Annotated in this window: 21 protein-coding genes; all 21 read left to right on the top strand. The window is 40.8% G+C overall.

The features are described from left to right. Nucleotides 1–48 precede the first annotated feature (48 nt). Nucleotides 49–1320: a serine--tRNA ligase gene (gene serS / locus ALE3EI_RS05655; protein WP_186991792.1), complete on the top strand. Its 1272-nt coding sequence runs from the start codon at nt 49–51 to the stop codon at nt 1318–1320. Between the two features lie 105 nt (nt 1321–1425). Next, the gene (locus ALE3EI_RS05650; protein WP_186991790.1) at nt 1426–3207 is read left to right on the top strand and encodes a tetratricopeptide repeat protein; all 1782 of its coding nucleotides are present in this window, start codon (nt 1426–1428) and stop codon (nt 3205–3207) included. Nucleotides 3208–3257: 50 nt separating this feature from the next. After that, on the top strand, nt 3258–3905 hold the full coding sequence (locus tag ALE3EI_RS05645) for a hypothetical protein (RefSeq protein WP_186991788.1): 648 nt from the start codon (nt 3258–3260) through the stop codon (nt 3903–3905). A gap of 4 nt (nt 3906–3909) precedes the next feature. Next, nucleotides 3910–4218: a DUF4286 family protein gene (locus tag ALE3EI_RS05640; RefSeq protein WP_186991786.1), complete on the top strand. Its 309-nt coding sequence runs from the start codon at nt 3910–3912 to the stop codon at nt 4216–4218. Next, entirely contained in the window at nt 4218–5009 is a 792-nt protein-coding gene (rsmA, locus tag ALE3EI_RS05635) for a 16S rRNA (adenine(1518)-N(6)/adenine(1519)-N(6))-dimethyltransferase RsmA (protein WP_186991784.1), read from the top strand. The genes ALE3EI_RS05640 and rsmA overlap by 1 nt, the downstream gene beginning before the upstream one ends. After that, nucleotides 4990–6339, top strand: coding sequence for a magnesium transporter (gene mgtE, locus ALE3EI_RS05630; protein WP_186991782.1), 1350 nt, complete (start codon nt 4990–4992; stop codon nt 6337–6339). Before rsmA ends, mgtE begins: the two co-directional genes overlap by 20 nt. 18 nt (nt 6340–6357) lie before the next feature. Continuing rightward, complete coding sequence (locus ALE3EI_RS05625) at nt 6358–6723, top strand: cupin domain-containing protein (protein WP_186991780.1); 366 nt, start codon at nt 6358–6360, stop codon at nt 6721–6723. Nucleotides 6724–6725: 2 nt separating this feature from the next. Continuing rightward, complete coding sequence (locus ALE3EI_RS05620; protein WP_186991778.1) at nt 6726–7664, top strand: 2-hydroxyacid dehydrogenase; 939 nt, start codon at nt 6726–6728, stop codon at nt 7662–7664. 34 nt (nt 7665–7698) lie between these two features. After that, entirely contained in the window at nt 7699–8085 is a 387-nt protein-coding gene (locus tag ALE3EI_RS05615) for a VOC family protein (protein ID WP_186991776.1), read from the top strand. 96 nt (nt 8086–8181) lie between these two features. Then, nucleotides 8182–8583 carry a TM2 domain-containing protein gene (locus tag ALE3EI_RS05610; RefSeq protein WP_186991774.1) on the top strand — a complete coding sequence of 134 codons (402 nt, stop codon included), beginning with the start codon at nt 8182–8184 and terminating at the stop codon, nt 8581–8583. A gap of 81 nt (nt 8584–8664) precedes the next feature. Further along, nucleotides 8665–8988, top strand: coding sequence for an ArsR/SmtB family transcription factor (locus ALE3EI_RS05605; RefSeq protein WP_186991772.1), 324 nt, complete (start codon nt 8665–8667; stop codon nt 8986–8988). A gap of 12 nt (nt 8989–9000) precedes the next feature. Then, nucleotides 9001–9513: a DUF6428 family protein gene (locus ALE3EI_RS05600; RefSeq protein ID WP_186991771.1), complete on the top strand. Its 513-nt coding sequence runs from the start codon at nt 9001–9003 to the stop codon at nt 9511–9513. A gap of 1 nt (nt 9514) precedes the next feature. Beyond that, nucleotides 9515–10000 carry a GNAT family N-acetyltransferase gene (locus tag ALE3EI_RS05595; protein WP_186991769.1) on the top strand — a complete coding sequence of 162 codons (486 nt, stop codon included), beginning with the start codon at nt 9515–9517 and terminating at the stop codon, nt 9998–10000. Next, a complete protein-coding gene (locus ALE3EI_RS05590) occupies nt 10001–10420 on the top strand; it encodes an arsenate reductase ArsC (protein WP_186991767.1) in 420 nt (139 codons plus the stop codon). It begins immediately after the preceding gene. 298 nt (nt 10421–10718) lie between these two features. Next, a complete protein-coding gene (locus tag ALE3EI_RS05585) occupies nt 10719–12242 on the top strand; it encodes a tetratricopeptide repeat protein (RefSeq protein ID WP_186991765.1) in 1524 nt (507 codons plus the stop codon). Between the two features lie 25 nt (nt 12243–12267). Next, nucleotides 12268–13407 (top strand): FIST signal transduction protein, encoded by a 1140-nt coding sequence (locus ALE3EI_RS05580; protein ID WP_186991763.1) that lies wholly within the window; start codon nt 12268–12270, stop codon nt 13405–13407. A 17-nt stretch (nt 13408–13424) separates the two neighbouring features. Further along, nucleotides 13425–13730: an EthD family reductase gene (locus ALE3EI_RS05575; protein ID WP_186991761.1), complete on the top strand. Its 306-nt coding sequence runs from the start codon at nt 13425–13427 to the stop codon at nt 13728–13730. A gap of 21 nt (nt 13731–13751) precedes the next feature. Beyond that, nucleotides 13752–14891, top strand: a complete 1140-nt coding sequence (locus tag ALE3EI_RS05570; protein ID WP_186991760.1) for an FIST signal transduction protein — start codon at nt 13752–13754, stop codon at nt 14889–14891. 5 nt (nt 14892–14896) lie between these two features. Beyond that, entirely contained in the window at nt 14897–16057 is a 1161-nt protein-coding gene (locus tag ALE3EI_RS05565) for an FIST signal transduction protein (RefSeq protein WP_186991757.1), read from the top strand. Beyond that, a complete protein-coding gene (locus tag ALE3EI_RS05560) occupies nt 16054–17097 on the top strand; it encodes a sensor histidine kinase (RefSeq protein ID WP_186991755.1) in 1044 nt (347 codons plus the stop codon). Before ALE3EI_RS05565 ends, ALE3EI_RS05560 begins: the two co-directional genes overlap by 4 nt. Continuing rightward, entirely contained in the window at nt 17097–23480 is a 6384-nt protein-coding gene (locus tag ALE3EI_RS05555; RefSeq protein WP_186991753.1) for an ATP-binding protein, read from the top strand. The genes ALE3EI_RS05560 and ALE3EI_RS05555 overlap by 1 nt, the downstream gene beginning before the upstream one ends. Nucleotides 23481–23483: the final 3 nt, after the last annotated feature.

Raw genomic sequence — 23483 nt, 5'->3', positions numbered from 1 at the left:
TATAAAAACAGCTTTTTACGTAAATTTGCTGCCTTAAAAGCCATTCGCATGTTACAAGTACACGAGATACGTGAAAACAAAGAAGCTTATTTAAAAGCGCTTAGCAAACGTGGAATTAATGCCGAAGCAGTACTGGAAGATATCCTGAAGGCCGACGAAGAACGTCGCGGAAGTCAGGCGAAACTCGACGAAGTTTTAGCGCAATCCAACACTTTTTCTAAAGAGATCGGTAAGCTATTTCAGAGTGGTGAACAGCAGAAAGCGAATCTGCTGAAGGAAAAAACGACGCAGTTAAAGGAGGCGTCAAAAGAACTTCAAGAGCAACTCAACGGTGCTGCGGAAAGACTTCAGGAACTATTATATACGGTCCCAAACATCCCCAATGAATTGGTTCCCGCAGGTACCGACGAAAACGACAACGAAGAGGTTTTTAGTGAAGGAGAAATTCCGGAGTTGGATCCCGACGCACTTCCCCATTGGGAGCTGGCTAAAAAATACGACCTCATCGATTTTGAATTGGGGGTAAAGATCACAGGAGCCGGTTTTCCGGTTTACAAAGGTAAAGGTGCAAGATTACAACGTGCGCTTATTAGTTATTTTCTGGATAAAAACACTGAGGCAGGTTATACCGAATTTCAGGTGCCGCATCTGGTCAATGAGCTTTCCGGTTATGGTACCGGGCAATTACCCGATAAGGAAGGACAGATGTATCATGTAACGGGAGACGACCTTTATCTTATTCCCACCGCAGAGGTTCCGGTAACCAATATGTTTCGGGGTGATCTGTTAAACCACAGTGAACTGCCCATTTGCTGCACGGGCTATACCCCTTGTTTTAGAAGAGAGGCCGGAAGTTACGGTGCTCATGTTCGCGGATTAAACCGTCTGCATCAGTTTGACAAGGTTGAAATTGTACGAATTGAACATCCGGATAACAGTTATGCTGCCTTAGACGGAATGGTTGAACATGTTAAGGATATTCTTCGGGATCTAAAGTTGCCGTATAGAATTCTGCGATTGTGTGGAGGGGATCTTGGGTTTACATCGGCACTGACTTACGATTTTGAAGTTTTCTCAACCGCTCAGGATCGCTGGCTGGAGATCTCATCGGTATCGAATTTCGAAACCTTTCAGGCCAACCGTTTAAAACTGAGATTTAAAGATAGTGATGGGAAGAATAAGCTGACTCACACCTTAAACGGAAGCGCCTTAGCACTCCCACGTGTTTTGGCAGGGATACTTGAAAACTATCAGACGATAGACGGAATCGTTATTCCTGAAGTGCTCGTTCCGTATTGCGGATTCGACCGTATAGGCTAAGATCGAAATTCAGTTAGTCACTCTTAAACCGGTGTGATCCTGGTTTTTGATCGCGGCTTCATTTTTGATATACGGTAAGCTGAATCAAATCGTTATATTTACCCGATGCGTTTACTTTTAATTATTGTTTTCTTTTTTACAACGGCACAGGCTGTTTCTCAAAATGATCTTTTGGCAAAGAACTATTTTGAGCAGGGTGAGTTTGTAAAAGCTTTAACGATCTACGAAAAACTTCTGGAGAAAAATCCCGGACGGCTGGATTATTTCTTGGCTGTAGTAGAATGCAATCAGCAACTGGAGAACTTCCAGGCAGCAGAACACTTGCTGTTAGAAAAACTTAATTCCCCCAGAGCAATCCCTCAGTTATATGTGGAATTAGGACATAATTATTCACTTCAGAACAAGGATTCGCTGGCTACCGAAAGTTATGATAAAGCCATTCGATATATCGATGAGAATCCGGCATACGCTTATAATATTGGGCGGTCGTTCGAAAATTACAGTTTACTCAACGAAGCCGTTGAAGTCTATGAACGCGCTATGACGTTAGATTCGACCAAAGAATTCAATGCTCATCTGGCCCGAATTTACGGCGAACAGGGTAAGTTGGAAAAGATGTTTACCAAATATCTCGAGCTAATGCAGAGCAATGCTGCCTACAGATCTGTGGCTCAGCGTAATTTCAGCATGTTCGTTAACGATGACCCTGCCAACGAGGCTAATGAAATTCTTCGGAAAACACTATTGCGGGAGCTTCAGAAGAACCCCGATGTCCTGTATAACGAATTGTTGAGTTGGTTGTTTATTCAGCAAAAAGAATTTAAAAAAGCATTTGCACAACAAAAAGCGATATTTAAGAGAACTGAAGATGATCTCACGGGAATTATCGATCTGGCACTGATCGCCATCGCGGAACAAGATTATGAAATTGCGCGGGACATCGTCAATTTTGCCATTGAAAATGCGCCCAGCCCCGAGGCCAGATTGCAAAGTCATCAATATATGATGAAGATCGAGTTAGCTACAGCCGTAAAGGAAGATTATCCGAAGATCGAAAAACAGTTTCTCACACTTTTAGAAACTTACGGAATGGGCGAAAGCACATATCGCTTACAGATCGACTACAATCATTTTCTGGCTTTTCTTGCAGGTAAACCCGACACCGCCATACAAAACCTAAAGGAGCTGTCCGGAACGAGATTGTCTGTATATCAGGAAGCGAGAGTAAAAATGGAGTTGGCAGATATTCTTGTCTTTTCTGAAAAATTCAATGAAGCACTCATTTATTATTCACAGGTTCAAAGTAAGATCAAGAATGATGTGTTGGCGCAGGAAGCACGGTTCAAAGTTGCCGAAACCAGTTACTTTAAGGGAGATTTTGAATGGGCTCAGGTTCAGTTGGACGTGCTTCGGAAATCGGCTTCACAGCTCATAGCCAATGACGCCATGCAGCTTAGTTTGATGATACGTGACAATTCATTGGAAGATTCTACCCAAACTGCTTTGAAAAAATATGCCAAGGCAGATCTGTTGGCGCTTCAGAAAAAAGAACCCGAGGCCATAACGGTATTGGATGATATTTTAAACAATCACAAGGGAGAAAAGATCGAAGACGAAGCGTTGCTGAAACAAGGCGAGTTGTTCGAAATTACCGGTCAGTTTGAAAAAGCTGAAGCAAATTATCTAAAGTTGATCGAATTTTACAAGGATGATATTTTGGCGGATGATGCCCATTTCAGATTGGCAAAACTGTATGAAGAAAAGCTTCAGCAACCACAAAAGGCAAAAGAATTCTATGAGCAGATCATCTTTAATTATGCCGACAGTATTTACTTTGTAGAAGCGCGTAAAAAATTCAGATCCCTGCGGGGTGATGCAGTGAACTAATCCCTTTAGTTGATATTTAGTTTACTATCTTTAGCACACAATCTCAAGATATGCGCGGAACCCGAAAAATAGATTGGCTCAATCATTTCCTTGAATTTATTGTAGTAATTGCAGGAATTCTTATAGCCTTTCAGTTAAACACCTGTTCGGAACAAAAAAAAGAGCAAAAGCTGGTAGATCGGCATGTTGAGAACATTATTGAGGAAACGGAATTCAATAAAAATAACTTTGAATTTGCTTCAGAAAAAGTGAGACAATCCCTTAATACATTAGATACACTCCTCTCATTTATAGAAGACAAACGGGATCTGGACAGTATTAATGCGCTCTCTATAGAAATGCTGAATTTGCCCATTACTTATATTAAACGGAATTCTTATAATTCATTCATAGAATCGGGAGATATTCGATTGGTGAGCAATTTTGAGCTGAAGGAAGATATAATACGGCTGTACGAATACTATACCTGGGCCGAAGGCTTGGATAAAATTACTGCCGAATCCTATAACGATCATTTTCTGCAATACCTAATGGATCATCTCGATCTGGTATCGACAAAAACGCAGGATCGATCGGTGTATGAATCTAAAAAATTTAAAAACACCCTGGCTGTTTATAATTACCAATTACGAAGTCGGCTTATGAAATACGAAGAACTACGGGGTATGATCGATGAATTTTTAACCACCTACAATTGACCGAATGTACATCTATAATGTTACCATAAATATTGAAAACAGTGTTCATGACCAGTGGCTGGAGTGGATGAAAAGTGAGCATATCCCTGCTATGCTGGATACCGGGAAGTTCAGCAAAGCACTAATGACTAAGGTACAGGTGGAAGAAGAAATGGGTGGGGTGACCTATTCGATACAATACAGAACAGACTCTAAGGAAACACTTCAAAGATATTATGAAGAGAATGCGGATGAATTAAGGGCGCAAAGCAGAGTCTTTGAAGGTAAATTTGTTGCTTTCAGAACCGAACTCGAAATCGTATGTGAGCAATAATGGGAGATCAGGTACGCGCAAAGAAACATTTAGGGCAGCATTTTTTAAAGGATGAATCTATAGCCGAAAAGATTAGCAACACCCTAACTCTGGAAGGGTATGAAAAGGTGTTGGAGATAGGTCCCGGGATGGGAGTGCTTACCAAATATCTTATAAAGAAAGATATAGACCTTGTGGCAATGGATCTCGATAGTGAATCGGTTACCTATTTGGAGGATCATTTTTCCGATACGAATTTACAAGTGCTGGAAGGCGATTTTCTGAAGTTCGAGCTTTCAGATATCTTTGGAGACGAAGCTTTTGCCATCACCGGCAACTTTCCCTACAATATTTCTACGCAGATCGTTTTTAAAACCCTGGAACACAAAGCGCAGATCCCTGAATTTACGGGGATGTTTCAGAAGGAGGTCGCCAAGCGCATCTGTGAACAAGAAGGCAGTAAAACGTATGGGATACTCTCGGTACTCACCCAGGCTTTTTATGATGCCGAATACCTTTTTACCGTTCCCCCGTCAGTATTTAGTCCACCGCCAAAAGTAGAAAGCGGGGTATTAAGATTAAAACGAAAAGCAGATTTTTCACTTCCCTGTGACGAAAAAATGTTCTATCGGGTTGTTAAAACTGCCTTTCAGCAAAGGCGAAAAACCCTTCGCAACAGTTTAAAATCCTTCGATCTTTCAGATAAATTAAAAGAAGATACTATCTTTGGACAACGGCCGGAGCAACTTTCGGTACTGCAATTTATAGCGCTTACCCAAAAACTGGAGAACGATGCCATTTCAACTCACTGATGATTTTCTTTCGCAAGTAGAGCAACACATTGCCAACAAAGATGGCCTTGCGTTAAAGGAACTATTGCAGGAGCTTCACTTTGCCGATATTGCCGAAATTCTTGAAGAACTTAACAGCGACGAAGCCACCTATCTAATAAAACTTCTGGAGACCGAACTGACTTCAGAAGCTCTTATGGAGGTAGACGATGATGTTAGGGAAAAGATCTTAGACAGACTTTCGCCTAAGGAGATCGCTGCCGAACTCGAGGAAATGGATACAGATGATGCTGTGGACATGATCGCCGAGCTCGATGAGGATATTCAGAAAAAAGTTATTGACAAGATCGTCGATGAACATCATGCTGCAGATATAGTAGAACTATTAAAATACGACGAGGATACCGCGGGAGCACTTATGGCGAAGGAACTGGTACAGGTGAAGGAAACCTGGACAGTAGCAGGTTGTGTTAGAGAAATGAGGCGTCAGGCCAAGAATGTAACCCGTGTCCATTCTATTTATGTTACAAATAAACAAGGTCAGTTAACAGGCAGATTGTCTTTAAAGGATCTCCTCACCGCAGGAGAAAAAGCACATATAAGTGATATTTTTATTCCTAAAGTAGATTATGTGACAGTGCATACCGAAAATGAAGAGGTTGCGCGTATAATGCAGAAATACGATCTGGAGGCTATCCCTGTAGTTGATGAAAATGGAAAACTGGTAGGCCGAATTACGATTGATGACATCGTCGATTTTATAAAGGACGAAGCCGAGAAGGATTACCAAATGGCCGCCGGTCTCTCACAGGATGTTGAGGCCGATGATACGATCTGGGAACTTACCAGAGCCCGGCTCCCATGGTTGGTGTTGGGTCTTTTTGGCGGATTGGGCAGTGTCTATATCATGCAGGGTTTTGAAGAGGCCCTTGAGCGCTTTCCCATACTGTTCTTTTTTACACCCCTTATTGCCGCAATGGCCGGAAATGTAGGAGTGCAATCCAGTGCAATTATAGTGCAGGGTCTTGCAAATGACAATGTAAAGGGAAGTCTTTTTAATAGATTGGTTAAAGAAGTTGGATTAGCACTTATAAACGGTAGTACCTTGGGACTGTTGGTAGTGATCTTCGGATTTATAGCGGGATTAGATCCTCTTGTGGGAATAACAATAGCTGTTTCGATGCTATCGGTGATAATTGTGGCTGCATTGGTAGGTACCTTTGTTCCAATTATTCTCGATAAGCGCGGTATAGATCCTGCCATAGCCACCGGACCCTTTATCACAACAAGTAATGATATTTTCGGAATTTTTCTCTTTTTCTTTATTTCGAAGCTCGTACTTGATTTTTAGTTTTTTTAATACCCGCTTATGACACCCATCAATATCCAGGATAAGTTCGAGCGTTTCAGCAGTCATTGGCATCCTCATCAAATAGGAGTTGTTGACGATATGCAGGTACTACTGGCAAAAATAAAAGGAGATTTCGTTTGGCATACCCATGAGGACGAAGACGAGCTGTTTTACGTGCAAAAAGGTACCCTCGAAATGCATTTTCGGGATAAGGTTGAAATTGTCAAGGAAGGCGAACTTATTGTGGTTCCTAAAGGTGTGGCTCATTGCCCAAAAACTAAAGACGGTGAAGAAGTGCATGTTTTACTTTTTGAAAAACTAAGCACTAAGCATACAGGAAATGTTGTTGATGAACGTACTCAAAGCGAGTATCCAAAAATCTAGTTATGAAAATTCTCCATCTGGACAAGAATCATCCGCTTTTAATTCAAAAACTATCGGAAGCCGGATTTTCCAATTGGGAAGATTATTCATCTCCAAAGGACATCATAGAAGAAAAAATTCACGAATTTCACGGTATAGTGATTCGGTCACGCTTTAAGATCGATCAAAAATTTATCGATGCAGCTCCCAATTTAAAATTTATTGCCCGTGTAGGGGCCGGATTAGAAAGTATAAACACTCAATGCGCTATAAATAAGGGGGTTACCTTGTTTTCGGCTCCGGAAGGAAATTGCAATGCAGTGGCAGAGCATGCTCTGGGAATGCTTTTAACCGTATTTAATAAATTACACATCGCAGACCGGGAAATTCGAAACGGAAAATGGAACCGTGAAGCCAATCGGGGGACTGAACTTGATGGAAAAACAGTGGGAATTATTGGCTATGGAAATATGGGAAGGGCCTTTGCAAAAAAGCTTCGGGGTTTCGATTGCAAAGTGATCTTTCACGATATATTACCCGGGCTTGAAGATGGGAACGCCAAACAGGTCTCATTAAACGAATTACAGCAACAAGCCGATGTGTTAAGCTTGCATATTCCCTGGACGGCAGAAAGTGATAAAATGGTCAATTCAAATTTTATCGAGCAATTTAAAAAGCCATTTTGGTTACTGAATACTGCTCGAGGCAAATGTGTGGTCACCCGAGATCTTGTTTCGGCCTTGGAAGATGGAAAGATTCTGGGCGCCGGATTGGATGTGTTGGAATACGAGCAATTGTCATTCGAATCGCTATTTACCTCTGAAAGCGCCCCGGAAGCCCTTCAGCAGTTGTTAGAATTCAACAATGTGATCGTTAGTCCGCATATTGCAGGATGGACCGTTGAAAGCAAAGAAAAATTAGCAAAGGTGATCGTCGATAAGATAATAGCCGAATTTTCATAAATTGAATACATGATAATTTCTAAAAATATGTAACATGAAAAACAGAGTCACAGGATTGGGCGGATTTTTCTTTAAAACAAAGGATCCCGACAGCATAAAAGACTGGTATGGCAAACATTTAGGCCTAAACACCGATGCTTATGGGTGCACGTTTTGGTGGAAAGACGAAGACGGAAATAAATGTTCGACACAATGGAGTCCTTTTAAGGAAGATACTCAATATTTTAAGCCAAGTGAAAAACAATTTATGATGAACTTCAGAGTAGAAAATCTGGTAGAGCTACTTAAAGTTTTAAAGGAGGAAGGAGTCACGGTTGTAGGTGAGATAGAGGAGTACGAATATGGTAAGTTTGGATGGATCCTCGATCCGGAAGGTAACAAATTAGAATTGTGGGAGCCTGTGGACAGTGCGTTTCTTTAGCCGTGAGTTGTAGGTGATAAAAATTATAGGAATTCCGTTAGAAACACATGGAATTTTATTTATATATTTAACATTCAACTAAATACAATCAAAATTATGAGTGAAGAAAATAACACTGAAGGATACGACAGTACTAAAAAAAACACTGAAGAAACTGCAGGAAATGTTGGCGATGAGGCTAAATCTACCGCCAACGAGTTTAAGGAAGGTTGGAATCAAGCAACCAATAGTGCAGACAATAAAAAGCTCATGGCAGGTATTCTTGCCATTGTTTTAGGAGCGTTTGGTGTTCATAAATTTATCCTGGGATACAATAAGGAAGGAATTATATTAGTGGTTTTAACCGTTGTTGGGATAGCAACTTCCTGTTTGTTCTTCGGAATATTCCTGTATATGGCAGCGGGTATTGTTGGATTAATAGAAGGAATTATTTATCTAACCAAAAGCGACGAGGAATTTTATCAAACCTATCAGGTGGGTAAAAAACCCTGGTTCTAAAAACACAAAACCTTTGAAAAATTACTCAAAGGTTTTTTTATTTCAATTTATCATCGTAATATTGCAATATTACTTTTAACTATGGGAGCTACAAAATTATCTATTCATACCGCCGAGCAGATCGAACTTTCTGAATTTGCAAAAGTACTTGCTCATCCTGCAAGGATATCGATCCTTCAGTACATCAGCAGGCAGGAAAATTGTATTTGTGGTGACATCGTCGATGAAATTGGTTTGTCCCAACCCACTATATCACAACATTTACAGGTCATTAGAAAAGCAGGTCTGTTAAAGGGAACCTTTGAAGGTAAAAGCATTTGTTATTGCCTAAATATGGAAAAGTTTAAAGAGTTTCAGGAAAACATTCAATCATTCTTTACAAATACCGCGGCTCAGTGCTGCTAAAAATAATAGGTTATGAAAACACAAGAATTTCTTAGTTTGTTAGAATCGAACAAAGACAAAGCCTTGCTTTTTGAATATCAGCAGGGAACATTAGTAGGTGCCAATTATCATATCACTGAAATTAAACATATACAAATAGATTCAGTGGACTGCGGGGCGCGAAGCGATGCCTGGAATGAAACGGTAATTCAATTGTGGGAAAGCCCATCCGAAATAGGTAAAACCGAATTTATGAGTGCGTTTAAAGCATTGGGCATTCTAAAAAAAGTAGCAACTATTAAACCCTTTGATCTTTCTTCTGAAGTGAAATTTGAATACGGCAACAGTACCTTTCATACGGCACAACTATTCGTCAATGATTTTGAAATCTCTGATAACACTGTTCGTATTATTTTAGGGGTTTATAAAACCGACTGTAAAGCTAAAGATATATGTGGTGTTCCCGTTACCACCGAGCAGGTGAAGACAGAGCAATTCTCTGAAGTGGAAGCGGCTTGCTGCACCCCTGGTAGCGGCTGTTGTTAAAATGAAAATCATTCCGTTCCATAAAAGCCATTATAGAGCCGTTGCCGCAATTTATTCGGAAGGGCTGAAAACGGGAATTGCTTCTTTTGAAACCACAGTTCCTTCATGGGAAGAATGGAATACCAAATTTCTGAAAGTCTGCCGCTTTGTAGCAACCATTGAAGGCCGTGTTAGCGGTTGGTGCGCAATTAGTTTAGTGTCACCACGGGATGTCTATAAAGGTGTAGCCGAAGATAGCGTGTATGTTTCAGAAAAATTCCGAAACCGTGGAATAGGAAAAACGCTATTGTTACATTTAATTGCCGAAAGTGAGAAAGCCGGATTCTGGACATTGCAAGCGGGGATCTTTCCGCAGAACATAACCAGTATTAAATTACATCAGAATTGTGGCTTTAGAATTATCGGAACCCGGGAAAAAATAGCAAAAAGAGACGATAAATGGTATGATAACGTGATCATGGAACGTCGGAGTAAAAAACTTATTTAAATGAAAAACGTATTAGTACTTTGTACAGGAAACAGTTGTAGAAGTCAGATGGCACACGGCTATCTCAATCACTTCGCCCGAAATAAAGCCAGAATCTACAGTGCTGGAATAGAAACCCACGGTCTCAACCCGGGAGCAGTACGCACTATGGCAGAGGATGGAATAGACATCTCAGGTCATACCTCCAATCACGTGGACGAATACGAAGGAATCTCCTGGGATTTTATTATTACGGTTTGCGACCACGCACAGGAGAATTGCCCCTATATCCCCGCTCCAAATGCCAAACGTCTTCATCAAAACTTTAGTGATCCATCAAAAGTCAATGGATCAGAAAAAGAAATCCTTGAAGCGTTTCAGAAAACCAGATCGGAAATAAAAGCCTACTGCAAAGCATTTGTTGAAAAATATATCAGTTAGATCCCGGCTCAGGATACGTACTATTACGTATTTTTTAAATTCCTAATTTTCATATCTTTAGAGGTACTAACGAACCTCGCATGATTAGATATTTCCACAGGATAATAAAATGCCTGTTATCCAAATATAAATTCAGTCGAAAATTGCGCTATTTGATAAGGCAGCGACCTAGGGAGGTCGTTATTGTCTAATTCGGTGCTATTGTATGGGTTCTAGTTGGAATAACAGTATAAATGAATAGCTTAATGGATAGATTCTCTATCTTTAAATGGCTAAGCAATTATCCAAGAGCATTTTTATGAAAATAATATATACAATCGCCATTCTAATCTGCTTTTTCTCCTGTAAGAATCCTGAGGAATCTAAGGCAAAGTTGGGAGAGGTGAAAATAGAGATCTCGGGAAACTCGAAAGCCATCCCTCAATTCGAAAAAGGATTGTTATTACTTCACTCCTTTGAATATGAAGATGCCCGTGAGGCCTTTCAAAAAGCCAGAGATATAGATCCTCAAATGGCTATGGCGTATTGGGGAGAAGCAATGTCCTATAATCATTCTTTATGGTCTGAACAGGATTATGAGGCCGCAACTGCTGTATTAGATAAGTTGGATCAATTCAACTATAAAGCAGGCACTACACTATTGGAACAGGACATGATAAACGCGGTTAAGATCCTCTATAAGCCAAAGACCGAAAAAAATAAAAGGGATATCGCCTATTCTGAATATATGGAAAAGCTTTATAAAAAGTATTCCGGAAATCACGAAGTAGCTGCTTTTTATGCGTTGTCATTATTAGGTTCTGTTCCCGAAGGTCGGGATAACGAATTATATGAAAAGGGTGCTATGATCTCTCAGGGAATTCTCGAGAAAAATCCAAATCATCCCGGGGCTCTGCATTATCTCATTCATTCTTATGACGATCCCAACCATGCAACACTTGCTTTGGATGCGGCTCACGCGTATGCAAAGGTCGCCCCCGACGCCGGTCATGCGCTTCATATGCCTTCGCACATCTTTGTTGCCATGGGAATGTGGGATGAAGTGATCGCTTCAAACATTGATTCGTACAATGCGAGTATAGAGCGTATGAAAGCAAAGAAGCTTGACAATGATGCCAGGGGGTATCATGCTTTTCATTGGCTGGAATACGGGTATCTTCAAAAAGACCAGCGTGAAAAGGCTAAACAGATGGTAAAAGAGATGCAACAATTTGTTTCTGAAGATCCCTCCATTAGGGCTAGAGTCCATTTAGTATTCTTAAAGGGTACCTATTTGGTGGAAACAAACGATTGGAACAATGAGATTGCAACTATACCGGTGGATATTTCAGACTTGAATATTTCGATCCGCTCTCAACATCATTTTCTCGACGGAATGCGAGCATATATCGCAAATGACCGCAAAGGCTTGGATAGTATCATAAAATTATCTGAAAAAGATCATAATCGCGGTTCATTTATAGTAACTGAAGGTGCTGCAAAACTTTGCTCAAATGCTGAACGGGGTGATCTTACCCAAACGGATCTAACTCAAGTGCTAGTGCGTACTCATCAATTAAAAGGATTGCTGGCAGACTTGGATATGGATTTGGATTTGGCAGAGGAACACTTTAAAAAAGCCATATCATTGGAAGAAAGTCTGAGTTATAGTTATGGCCCACCCTTTATTCAGAAACCATCCATAGAACTTTATGCCGATTGGCTTTTGGAACAAGATCGTTTTGAAGAAGCTCGTACGAATTATAAATTAATGCTGAAACGTGCTCCAAATCGAAAATTATCTGTAGCCGGTTTAAAAAATACAAAAGCAGACGTACTATGATCCCGCATTTAAAATTTAGAACCAAATGATAGCAAAATCGATAAAAGGAAACGCTACAGCCTCTATCAAATCTGAATTGGAGCTTTGCATGAAAGATGGCTTCTCTCCTACGCTGGCCATTATTTTTATTTCGGTAGCTCAAGACCGCAAGGCAATTGCCCGAATCCTTGATGAAAAAGGCATTGCCATATTTGGTTGTACCACCAATGGCGAATTCATCGATGAGGAAACCGAAAAAGGTTCAGCAGCCATCCTTCTGATGGACATGAATCCCGATTATTTTCAAATTTACTTTGAAGAATACCCCGATAAAAACTATCGTAAAGTCGCAAATGAAATTGCCCAAAAAGCACAGAATAAATTTAAGAATCCTGCCTTTTTAATGGGGTTGAGTGGTGCTGAAACGGATGGCGAAGAAGTTCTGAAAGGATTGGAAGATATTATTGGTCAGGATGTGAACGCCTTTGGTGGCTGCGCAGGAGATGATTACGCATTTACTGAAACCTTTGTTTTTACAAATAAACAGGAAAGTAACGGAGGCATAGTTTGTATGGCCATTGATGAAGCCAATATAGCCGTTAGCGGCATTGCTACCTGTGGCTGGAAAGCCGAAGGAACCGAAAAAACCGTGACAAAAAGCGAAGGAAATCATGTGTTTACCGTAGAAGATACACCTGTGTTGGATATTACTACTAAATATGGCGGATTGGAAAACATCACCCCCGACAATAAAGACCTTTTGGTCGAACTGGCCGCAAATTTTCCTTTACAGCTACAGCGTGAAAAAGGTGATCCTGTGATGCGCCCGGCATTGGTAGTCGATTGGACAGACCGTTCCTTTTACACCAGTGGAACCGTACCTCAGGGCTCGAAAGTTAGGTTTTCCCTACCCCCGGACTTCGATGTGATGGAAAAGGTAGTAAAAGGAGTGGAAGAATTAAAGAAAAATAAAATGCCAGAAGCAGACGCAATGGTCGTATTCAGTTGTGCAGGAAGAATTCTCTCGTTGGGGCCAATGATGACCGAAGAACTGGAAGGGATCAAAAACGTGTGGAAGGTTCCTATGGCAGGAATGTTTAGCAACGCCGAGCTGGGTAGAACCAAAGGAGGTAATCTCGAAATGCACAATCTCACCACTTGTTGTATTGCTTTAAAGGAAAAATAAATCTTAAAATTAAATCTATGTTAAAGATCACAGTACTGTATGGGCATCCTAAAGATGCAGAGACATTCGAAAAATATTATAAGGAAAAACATCTTCCGCTTGCGGCAACTATGGAAGGTGTTGAGAAATTGGAGTTAACAAAAGTGCTTGGCACCCCGGATGGCAAGAAAGGTGAGTATTATCGTATTGCTGAAATGTATTTTTCAAGTATCGAGCAAATGCAGGAAACTATGGCCTCTCCGGAAGGACAAGACACCGTAAATGATCTGTCAAATTTCGCCACAGGTGGCGTAAAAGTAATGATAGGCAACGTAGAGTCATAATTTTTAAAATTGAAATAGATCATGATTGCAAAAACATTTAAAGGGAGATCCATTGAGGAAATAAAAATCGCCTTTAAGGAACATGTAAAAGACGATTTCATTCCAACCCTTGCCATAGTTTTTCTGTCCATAAAGCACAATATCGAGGCCCTTTGTGATTTGTTTCAACAAAATGGAATAGCTGTCTTTGGTGCTACAACCTCGGGAGAATTTATTGATGGCGACATTGAAGAGGGCTGCATAACCGTCATGTTGTTAGACATCAATCCGGAATATTTTAAATTAATCTTCATGGAGACCGGTGACGAAACAACCTTTGAAAATGCAAAACAACTCGGAAGAGCGGGGAAAAAGGCATTTTCAAACCCCGCTTTTATCATAACTTCGGGATGGTTGACTCAGGATGGCGAAAATATTATAGATGGAATTACAGAAGGATGCGGAAGCGATGTCACGATTTTTGGAGGAATGGCGGGCGACGATCTTTCGCTACAAGGTCCAATTGCATTTACGTATGGAAATAGTAGTGATAAAGGGCTACTCGGACTTATTATTGACGAAGATAAAATCGAGATAAACGGTATTGCCACCTGTGGGTGGAAAGCAATTGGAACAACCAAAACAATTACAAAAAGTGAAGGAAATATCGTATATACGATAGATGACAAGCCTGCACTGGATATGATCATAAAATATTTGGGTGTCGATTTTGATTTCGACGCTGGAAATGAAATTGTAACTCAAATTGGGGCCTATTATCCGCTTCAGATGGAGCGTGAAAATGTAGCTCCCGTTATGCGCACGGCTATGCTGGCAAATAGAGAAGACCGATCACTTATTTGTGCTGGCATTGTTCCTCAGGGCGCCAAAGTTAAATTTTCGCTACCTCCCGATTTTGATGCTATTGAGATCGTAGTACAGGAATGCATGGACGTTAAAAACGACAAACAACCCGAGGCTGATGCCTTGATCATGTTTTCCTGCGTAAGCCGACTTTTATCCTTTGGGATTTTGATACAGGAAGAGATCGAGCAGGTTCAAAATGTTTGGAATGCCCCTATGGTAGGATTTTTTACTTACGGGGAATTCGGAAAATCAAAAACAGGGAAACACGAATTTCATAACAACACCTGCTGTATCGTCGCACTAAAAGAAAAGTAAAGTTTATGAGATCAAAATCTATACATGGCGCATCCATTTTAGAGCTAAAAAACGCTTTGGAGAACTGCCTAACAGATGGTTTTACACCTACAGTTGCCGTTGTCTTTATTTCGGTGAAACAGGATAGAGAGGCGGTACGCCAACTCTTTAAAGATAATAATATTGAAATACTTGGCGCAACATCCTGTGGTGAGTTTACCAATGGCAATGAGACCAAAGGCGAAATAGGTATTTTGTTAATGGAAATGCCCAAGGCCTATTACAAGATTTTTTTTCAACCCATAGGAGAAGGAAACATACAGGATGCGGTTTCCCAATTGGCAGACCAAGCACAAAATATGTTCAGTAATCCATCCCTTATTGTTTGTGCTACTGGCTTAAACGAAAAAGGAGCTTTTTTCAACGGCGATGAGTTCGTCACCCGACTGGAAGAAAGCCTTGGTCCGGAAAAACTATTCTTTGGAGGTTTGGCAGGAGACGATTGGAACCTTAAGGGCACATACATTTTCACGCAAGACGAAGAAACCGACAATGGGATTTCTGCATTGGTGCTCAATGCAGATAACATTGAACTAAAGGGTATGGCCATAACCGGTTGGAAACCCATGGGCATTTCCAGAATGGTCACAAAAAGCAAAGGACATCTGTTGCTTGAAATTGATGGTAAGCCTGCAATGGATATGTATTTAAAATATTTGGGCAGAACAGATTTAGAGGAGAAGGAAGAATATGATGTACTTCGGGAATTATCTTTCGAATATCCCTTTATCGTGGAGCGTGAAAACAACGAAACCATTTTAAAAAGTCCGATGAAAATAAACCAGAAAGAAAATGGACTGTTCATGGATATGGAAATGCCAGTAGGCACCAAATTCTGGTTCACAAAACCACCAGAGCTGGATATCGTGGAAGAAATATTGGAAAAAGCCGACCTCTTAAAAAATTCACCCAACGAAGTGGCCGATGCCCTTTTGATCTTTTCATGTGCAGGAAGACACCCTGCTTTAGGTCCTTTTGTAACAGAAGAAAACGAGGGTCTTGCCGAACTTTGGAAAACACCCATGGCCGGATTTTTTACCTATGGTGAAATTGGGAGGTCATATAATGGCAAGCAAAATTTTCATGCAGGCGCCTGCTGTTGGGTTACATTAAAGGAAAAAGAATGAATCAAAATTTACAATTTATCCTCAATTTTATTCAGGAATCAGAACAGCTTTCCGAAGAAGAAAAGACTTCGCTTACCAAAGCTGCAAAAGATGCCGAAAAAGCCTTGATAATTTCAGAATTTAAACTGGAACGTACCGAAAAGGTGAAACGTACCACAGCAATATTACTGGAAGAGACTATAGAAGAACTGGAACAAAAGAGAAAATCTATAGAGGAAACCAACGAGGCCTTGAGTCAGTCGCTCGAAGAACTCAAAAACACTCAGGCTCAACTAATTCAATCTGAAAAGATGGCAAGTTTGGGAGAACTTACGGCCGGGATAGCACACGAGATTCAGAATCCGCTCAATTTTGTCAATAATTTTTCTGAAGTAAGTAAAGAATTGTTGGATGAAATGAAAGAAGAACTGGAAAATGGGAATCTGGAAGATGTAAAAGAGATCGCAAATGATGTGATTCAGAATCTCGAAAAAATAACACATCATGGAAAACGAGCCGATGGGATCGTTAAAGGGATGCTGCAACACAGCCGAAGCAGTAGCGGAGTAAAGGAATCTATAAAGATGAATCAGTTGGTAGATGAATATGTTCGATTGGCATATCACGGCTTACGAGCTAAGGACAAAACCTTCAACGCTAGCCTCGAAACCGATTACGATAAAACCATTGAAACCGTTAACATCGTGCCTCAGGATATTGGAAGAGTCGTCCTAAACCTCATTACGAATGCCTTTTACGCCGTTTCAGAGCGAAAAAAGACTGAATCTTCCGATTATAAACCTACAGTGTGGACTACCACTACCAAAGAGGGCAATACCATAAAAATACAGGTGAAAGACAATGGAATGGGTATGCCTAAAGCGATACGAGAAAAGATCTTTCAGCCATTCTTCACCACCAAACCAACCGGGCAGGGTACCGGATTGGGGCTGAGTTTAAGCTACGATATTATAAAAGCACATGGAGGAGACTTAAGTGTTTCTTCCGAAGTAAATAAAGGAACTGAATTTATTATTTCAATCCCAAGCACCAACTCATAATGAGGGTAAGCAAAAAAATAGAGAAAGAGGTATTACAAGTTTATGACACTTGGTTGGACAGCTATCTCAATGGTGATGTTACCACCTATGATTTCTATTTTGATGATGACTTCCACTTTATAGGTTCTACCAATAACGAAGAATTTTTAAGTCGAACCGATACCACAAAGTTTTTTGGCGATACTGCAGCACAGTTGGCGGGTAAATGCGATTTGAGGAATGAAACTCGCATCATTGAAAAATTTGAAGAATGCGTATTTATAACGCATTTGTTTGACGCATGGTTTCTTAACGGAACCGATTATACGTATTACGGACGATTTAGGTTTACAAATGCCCTAAAAGAAAATAAAGAAGGCTGGCGGTTTATCTATCAGCATTTTTCTACTCCGGATTCTAAAACCGATGAAGGCGATACTATTGGCTTCGATAAAGTAAGTGCCGAAAATCTTGAGCTAAAAGATGCCATAAAGCGACGCACTTTTGAACTCGAACAAAAAAACCGGGAACTGGAAGTAGAAACAGCCTTACAACGCATCAGAGCACAAGCGGTTGCCATGGCTGCCTCAACAGATCTTCTGGACATCGTAGTGACCATGCGTACCGAATTTACAAAATTGGGACACGAGGCTCACTATTTCTGGCACATGATGTGGTTGCCGGAAACCTATGAGAAAGCAATGACCTCGGGTGATGGCAGTAAGATTGGTTTTGTGATGGAGCTGCCCAGACATATTCACGGAGACATTCCACTACTGGCAAAATGGGAAAAAAGCAAAAAACCCACGGTAGTTTATACGATGAATGTGGAAGAAGCTATTGACTATGTGGATAAGATGGTGACCCTGGGGAATTTTAAAAACATAGACCCACAGGCCCCAACAAACGATGATATTAGGCATATTGGCGGACTCACATTTATCATGGCGAGAACGACACACGGAGAAATTGGCTACAGTTTACCCGGCGTCGTACAAGATCCGCCTAAAGAAGATATAGATATACTGGTAAAATTCGCCGGCGCATTCGACCTGGCGCACCAACGTTTTCTCGACCTTCAAAATGCTGAAAAGCAGGCCAGGGAAACCCAAATAGAACTTGCTTTAGAAAAGGTGAGAAGCCGAACTATGGCAATGCAGCACAGTGATGAATTGGCTGAAACATCCTTTCTGCTCGACGAACAGGTAAGAGCGCTTGGAATTAAGACCTGGGGTTGTGCCTTTAATATTTATGGCGAAAATGAGTCTACCGAATGGTTTGGAAATGAAGCCGGTGTTTTACATAGGTATACCGTACCACGGGAAGGTATTTTTAAGGAATATTATCAAAAAGGTCAGCAAGGTGAGTCACTTTTAATAAGAGAATTCGCCGGGAAAGAATGTATTGCACATTACGAGTTTATGAGCACACTTCCTGTTATTGGTGATGTTTTAAAAACACTGAAAAAAACAAACAATGGGTTTCCGGAGTATCAAATAGACCATGTGGTTTATTTTAAATACGGCTACCTGCTATTTATCACCAGAGAGGAAGTCCCCGAAGCGCATGAAGTCTTTAAACGGTTTGCCAGGGTATTTGAGCAAACGTATACCCGCTTTCTCGACCTTCAAAAAGCTGAAGCACAGGCCCGCGAGGCCAAAATTGAAGCCGCTTTGGAACGGGTTCGTTCACGAAGTATGGCCATGCATAACAGTGAAGAACTAAAGGACGTCATTCAGGTTTTGTATGACCAATTTATTAAACTGAATATCCATATTGAGCATGCCGGATTTATTCTGGATTATAAGAACAATGATGATATGCACATTTGGTTGGCAGACCACAATGCCGTATTTCCAAAGATCGTTCTCCCCTATTTCGACTGCGCTCACTGGAACGATTTCATTAAAGCGAAGAAAACCGGACAAAAGTTTTTCGCCAATACATTGGGTTTTGAAGAGAAAAATCAATTTTATACAGATCTCTTCAAACATATTCCCGGATTGCCCGAAGCAACAAAAGCAACGTATTTTGGTTTTGAAGGTTTGGCAATTTCAACAGTATTGTTGGATAATGTTGGTTTGTATATCGAGAATTATTCAGGTGTTCCCTTTTCTGAAGATGAGAATAAGATCTTGATGCGCTTTGGCAAGGTGTTTCAGCAATCGTATACCCGCTTCCTCGATCTTCAAAAATCTGAAGCTCAGGCCAGAGAAGCGAGAATTGAAGCTGCACTTGAAAAGGTACGGAGCCGCACCATGGCCATGCAGCAAAGTAAAGAACTACCAGAGGCCGCTAATGTATTGTTTCAGGAAGTTCAGAAATTAGGTATTCCGGCCTGGAGCTGCGGCTATAACATATTATCTGATGACCAAAAATCGAGTACCTGTATTATGAGTAGTGAAGGCGAGATACAGTCGCCTTTTAATCTGCCACTTACCCGGCACAAAAGCCTGAAACCCTGGTACAATGCAATAAAAAACAATGAAGACTTTTTCGTGTATGAACAAGGGGGCAAAGATTTGGAAGACCATTATGAATATATGCAAAGCCTACCCGAACTCAAGGAAACATTTGAGCAATTAAAAAACGCAAATTTATCCCTACCTACTTTTCAGGTAAACCATTTGGTAAGATTTACCCAGGGCTTCCTGTTGTTCATAACTTATGAGCAGGTGCCTCATGCGCATGATATCTTTAATCGATTTGGAAAGGTGTTTCAGCAAACCTACACTCGCTTTCTCGACTTACAAAGATCGGAAGCTCAGGCCAGAGAAGCTCAGATAGAAGCTTCTTTAGAACGCGTGCGTTCCCGAAGTATGGCCATGCATAATAGTGATGAGTTGTTAGAAGCAGGAGCACTGTTATATCGTGAGCTCTCCAATCTGGGAGTTCAGCATCTTACTGCCGGATATATATTATTTGATGAAAAAGCTCATATAGGTTACAGTTATGGGGTAAATCCGGCAGATGGAAGCATTAGACACCAACCTGTTGCTATGATCCATACGAAAACCAAGGTCATGAAATCCATAGTGACAAGTTGGAAAAAACAGGAACCCTTAAAGGTTATCGAACTGGATCCCGAGGAAACTGTTAAACATCAAACTTACATTGCGGAAACGAGCAAAAATTTCCCCTTATCGGCAGCTCAGTTATTAGCTATTTCACCCGAGCGCCTGGTGATCCATTGTTTTAACTTTAAACAAGGCTATCTTTTAATAGTAGGAGGAAATCGCTTACCCGATGATCATCAGGACATGGTGGTACGCTTTACAAATGTCTTTCAGCAAACGTATACTCGCTTTCTCGACTTACAAAAATCGGAAGCTCAGGCCAGAGAAGCTAAGATCGAAACTGCTTTGGAGCGCGTTCGCTCCCGAAGTATGGCAATGCAACGAAGTGATGAAATAGCTGAGGTAGCGAAAGTGCTTTATGAACAACTCACTAGTTTGGGAGGAGCTCTTTGGGGAACCGGATTTGGTTTCTGTGAGAAAAATTCTGATGTGGATGAATATTGGTTTGTAAATGAACGCGGGGTAATGCCTCCGTTAAAAATTCCAAATACCAAAGACCCCGTACATAAGGCAATGTACAAAGGTTGGCAAGATAACATAGAGCTGTTTTCGATTGCAAAAGAGGGTAAAGAGTTGGCAGACCATTACAAATACATGCTCACAGTCCCGGATGTACAAACTGTATTTCAAGAAATGTTGGACAGTGGAATTTCATTCCCAACCTGGCAAAAATGGCATGCAGCATATTTTAACCACGGGTATCTCTTGGTTATAACTACCGAACCGTATAATGACGAAGAAATATTCGTTCGTTTTGCAAAAGTATTTGAACAATCCTACACCCGCTTCCTAGACCTCCAAAAAGCCGAAGCACAAGCTCGCGATGCAAAGATCGAAGCGTCTTTAGAACGTGTGCGATCCAGAAGTATGGCCATGCATAACAGTGAGGAATTACAAGAGGTAATCCATATACTTCATAAAGAATTATTGGCTTTAAATATTTCCATTCATGGCGGTTCATTTATAACTATCAATGACGATATAACTACTGAAATTAGATGTTGGGGATCTGGAGGCACTGCAAATACATCAGCAGAAATTGTAATTCCACGTTTTGAAAAACCCTTCTATACTAACCTGTTGAAAGGAATTAAAAAAGGCGTGGGATTTTTTACCGAAAGCTACTCACAAAAAGAAAAGCAGGCCTTTTTCAAGCATTTGTTCAACTATGAACCGTGGGCCAGCCTAAGCACAAAAGAAAAAAACGATACCCTAAAAAGTGAAGGCGGATATACACGCTCATGTTGTGTTTCTAAATATACTAGCATTTTTATCATCAATCACTTCGGAAAACATTTCACCGAGACTGAAAATGATATTTTAAAACGTTTTGGAAAAGTATTTGAACAAACCTACACGCGTTTTTTAGACCTACAAAAAGCCGAAGCACAAGCGCGCGAATCGAAGATTGAAGCGTCTTTGGAAAAAGTAAGATCGGTGGCATTGAGCCTTCAGAAATCGGATGATATGCTGGATATTGCAAAAGTGCTCTATGAGCAATTGCTGGAACTGGGATTTTCAAAAATACGCAATGCCATTATAGACATTCACAATGATGAGGAAGAGACCTTTCTGGATTACGATTATTCCCACGATATGTCCAGTGCGGTCACTAAATTTTCATTTTACGGTGATCCCGTTATCGAACAGCAAATCAAAAAAGTTCAATCGGGTAGCGATGCCTTTTTTGAAATTGAACTGAAGGGCAAAGAATTAGAGGAGCTTATTGAAACCCGGTTGCGAAATGGCGAAAAGGACGATCCGAGATTGCGTAATACCGACCATCTTACGTATAACCTGTATTCCTTCGGAAATGGTGCCATTGGAATTTCAAACTTCGGAATTTTAAGTGATGATGAAAAGGTTGTTCTGAAACGATTTCGAAATGTATTCACTTTTGCCTATAAACGCTATACCGATCTTGCCAATGCCGAAGCACAGGCGCGGGAGGCAAAAATTGAAGCTGCACTGGAAAAGGTACGTTCTGTTGCGCTAAGCATGAACGAATCTACAGACCTGTTGAATATTGCGAAAGCATTCTATGAACAGTTAGTAGTTCTAGGTTTCAGCGATATTCGAAACGCCATTATCGATGTAAATAACGAAGACGATCACACTTTTTCAGATTATGATTATTCCGATGAAATGGGTGGAACCGTAACTCAAATGTCTTATGACGATGATCCCACCCTTGAAGAACAATTGCGCGTTATCGCATCAACCACCGATGGCTATTCTGAAATGGTGCTGAAAGGCAAACAACTGCAAGACCTTATCGAAATGCGTCGGAAGAACGGTGAGGCAGACGATCCGAGATTGCTTAAAGCAGACAGTGTATCTTATATTTTGTACGCTTTTGGGAATGGCGCAGTAGGAATATCTAATTTTGGAATACTGAGTAAGGAACAAAAAAGTATACTGGATCGTTTTCGAAATGTATTCACCTTCGCCTATCAGCGCTTTAAAGATCTACAGGTAAAAGAAGAACAATCGGCTGCGTTGTTGGCCGAGAAACAACAGCTTGAAGCCACTTTAAGCGATCTAAAACTAACTCAATCACAACTCATTCAGTCTGAAAAAATGGCTTCACTGGGAGAGCTGACTGCCGGGATCGCCCATGAGATTCAGAATCCGTTGAATTTCGTCAATAACTTTTCCGAAGTAAGCAACGAACTGATCGATGAGATGAATGAAGAAATTGAGAAAGGAGACTTTGAGGAAGCGAAATATATCGCCGCCGATATCAAACAGAACCTCGAAAAGATAAACCATCACGGTAAACGTGCCGATGCAATTGTAAAAGGGATGTTACAACACAGCCGAAAGAGCACTGCCGAAAAGGAACCTACCGACATCAATAAACTGGCAGACGAGTACTTGCGACTGGCATATCACGGCCTGCGAGCAAAGGATAAATCCTTTAATGCAAATTTGGAAACCCACTTTGATGATTCTCTGGGGAAAGTAAAAGTAATTCCCCAGGATATGGGAAGAGTTATCTTAAACCTGATCACCAATGCCTTTTATGCAACCAACGAACGTAAAAAACAAGGGAAAGATCCCGAATTTAAACCCACGGTTTCAGTGACGACCAAAAAAGAGATGAATTATATTACTATATCAGTAAAGGACAATGGGAATGGCATTCCGAAGCATGTGGTCGACAAAATTTTTCAACCTTTTTTCACTACGAAGCCCACCGGAGAAGGTACGGGGTTAGGATTGAGCATGAGTTATGATATCGTTACAAAAGGACATGGTGGGGAACTGAGCGTAAATACTAAAACCGGAGAATTCACAGAATTTATCATCACATTACCCAACTAAATA

Origin of the sequence: Constantimarinum furrinae, from assembly GCF_014295415.1 — a bacterium.
GTDB lineage: Bacteria > Bacteroidota > Bacteroidia > Flavobacteriales > Flavobacteriaceae > Constantimarinum > Constantimarinum furrinae.
The sequence above is the reverse complement of the archived record's forward strand: the minus strand, read 5'-3'. Positions and strand labels throughout refer to the sequence as shown.

Coding starts and splice junctions, on each gene's coding strand:
- ALE3EI_RS05640 (WP_186991786.1), top strand. CDS start 3,910: ATGTACATCTATAATGTTACCATAAATATTGAAAACAGTGTTCATGAC.
- ALE3EI_RS05650 (WP_186991790.1), top strand. CDS start 1,426: ATGCGTTTACTTTTAATTATTGTTTTCTTTTTTACAACGGCACAGGCT.
- ALE3EI_RS05585 (WP_186991765.1), top strand. CDS start 10,719: ATGAAAATAATATATACAATCGCCATTCTAATCTGCTTTTTCTCCTGT.
- ALE3EI_RS05590 (WP_186991767.1), top strand. CDS start 10,001: ATGAAAAACGTATTAGTACTTTGTACAGGAAACAGTTGTAGAAGTCAG.
- ALE3EI_RS05605 (WP_186991772.1), top strand. CDS start 8,665: ATGGGAGCTACAAAATTATCTATTCATACCGCCGAGCAGATCGAACTT.
- ALE3EI_RS05570 (WP_186991760.1), top strand. CDS start 13,752: ATGATTGCAAAAACATTTAAAGGGAGATCCATTGAGGAAATAAAAATC.
- ALE3EI_RS05615 (WP_186991776.1), top strand. CDS start 7,699: ATGAAAAACAGAGTCACAGGATTGGGCGGATTTTTCTTTAAAACAAAG.
- ALE3EI_RS05555 (WP_186991753.1), top strand. CDS start 17,097: ATGAGGGTAAGCAAAAAAATAGAGAAAGAGGTATTACAAGTTTATGAC.
- mgtE (WP_186991782.1), top strand. CDS start 4,990: ATGCCATTTCAACTCACTGATGATTTTCTTTCGCAAGTAGAGCAACAC.
- ALE3EI_RS05575 (WP_186991761.1), top strand. CDS start 13,425: ATGTTAAAGATCACAGTACTGTATGGGCATCCTAAAGATGCAGAGACA.
- ALE3EI_RS05580 (WP_186991763.1), top strand. CDS start 12,268: ATGATAGCAAAATCGATAAAAGGAAACGCTACAGCCTCTATCAAATCT.
- ALE3EI_RS05595 (WP_186991769.1), top strand. CDS start 9,515: ATGAAAATCATTCCGTTCCATAAAAGCCATTATAGAGCCGTTGCCGCA.
- ALE3EI_RS05600 (WP_186991771.1), top strand. CDS start 9,001: ATGAAAACACAAGAATTTCTTAGTTTGTTAGAATCGAACAAAGACAAA.
- serS (WP_186991792.1), top strand. CDS start 49: ATGTTACAAGTACACGAGATACGTGAAAACAAAGAAGCTTATTTAAAA.
- ALE3EI_RS05620 (WP_186991778.1), top strand. CDS start 6,726: ATGAAAATTCTCCATCTGGACAAGAATCATCCGCTTTTAATTCAAAAA.
- ALE3EI_RS05625 (WP_186991780.1), top strand. CDS start 6,358: ATGACACCCATCAATATCCAGGATAAGTTCGAGCGTTTCAGCAGTCAT.
- ALE3EI_RS05560 (WP_186991755.1), top strand. CDS start 16,054: ATGAATCAAAATTTACAATTTATCCTCAATTTTATTCAGGAATCAGAA.
- ALE3EI_RS05610 (WP_186991774.1), top strand. CDS start 8,182: ATGAGTGAAGAAAATAACACTGAAGGATACGACAGTACTAAAAAAAAC.
- ALE3EI_RS05645 (WP_186991788.1), top strand. CDS start 3,258: ATGCGCGGAACCCGAAAAATAGATTGGCTCAATCATTTCCTTGAATTT.
- rsmA (WP_186991784.1), top strand. CDS start 4,218: ATGGGAGATCAGGTACGCGCAAAGAAACATTTAGGGCAGCATTTTTTA.
- ALE3EI_RS05565 (WP_186991757.1), top strand. CDS start 14,897: ATGAGATCAAAATCTATACATGGCGCATCCATTTTAGAGCTAAAAAAC.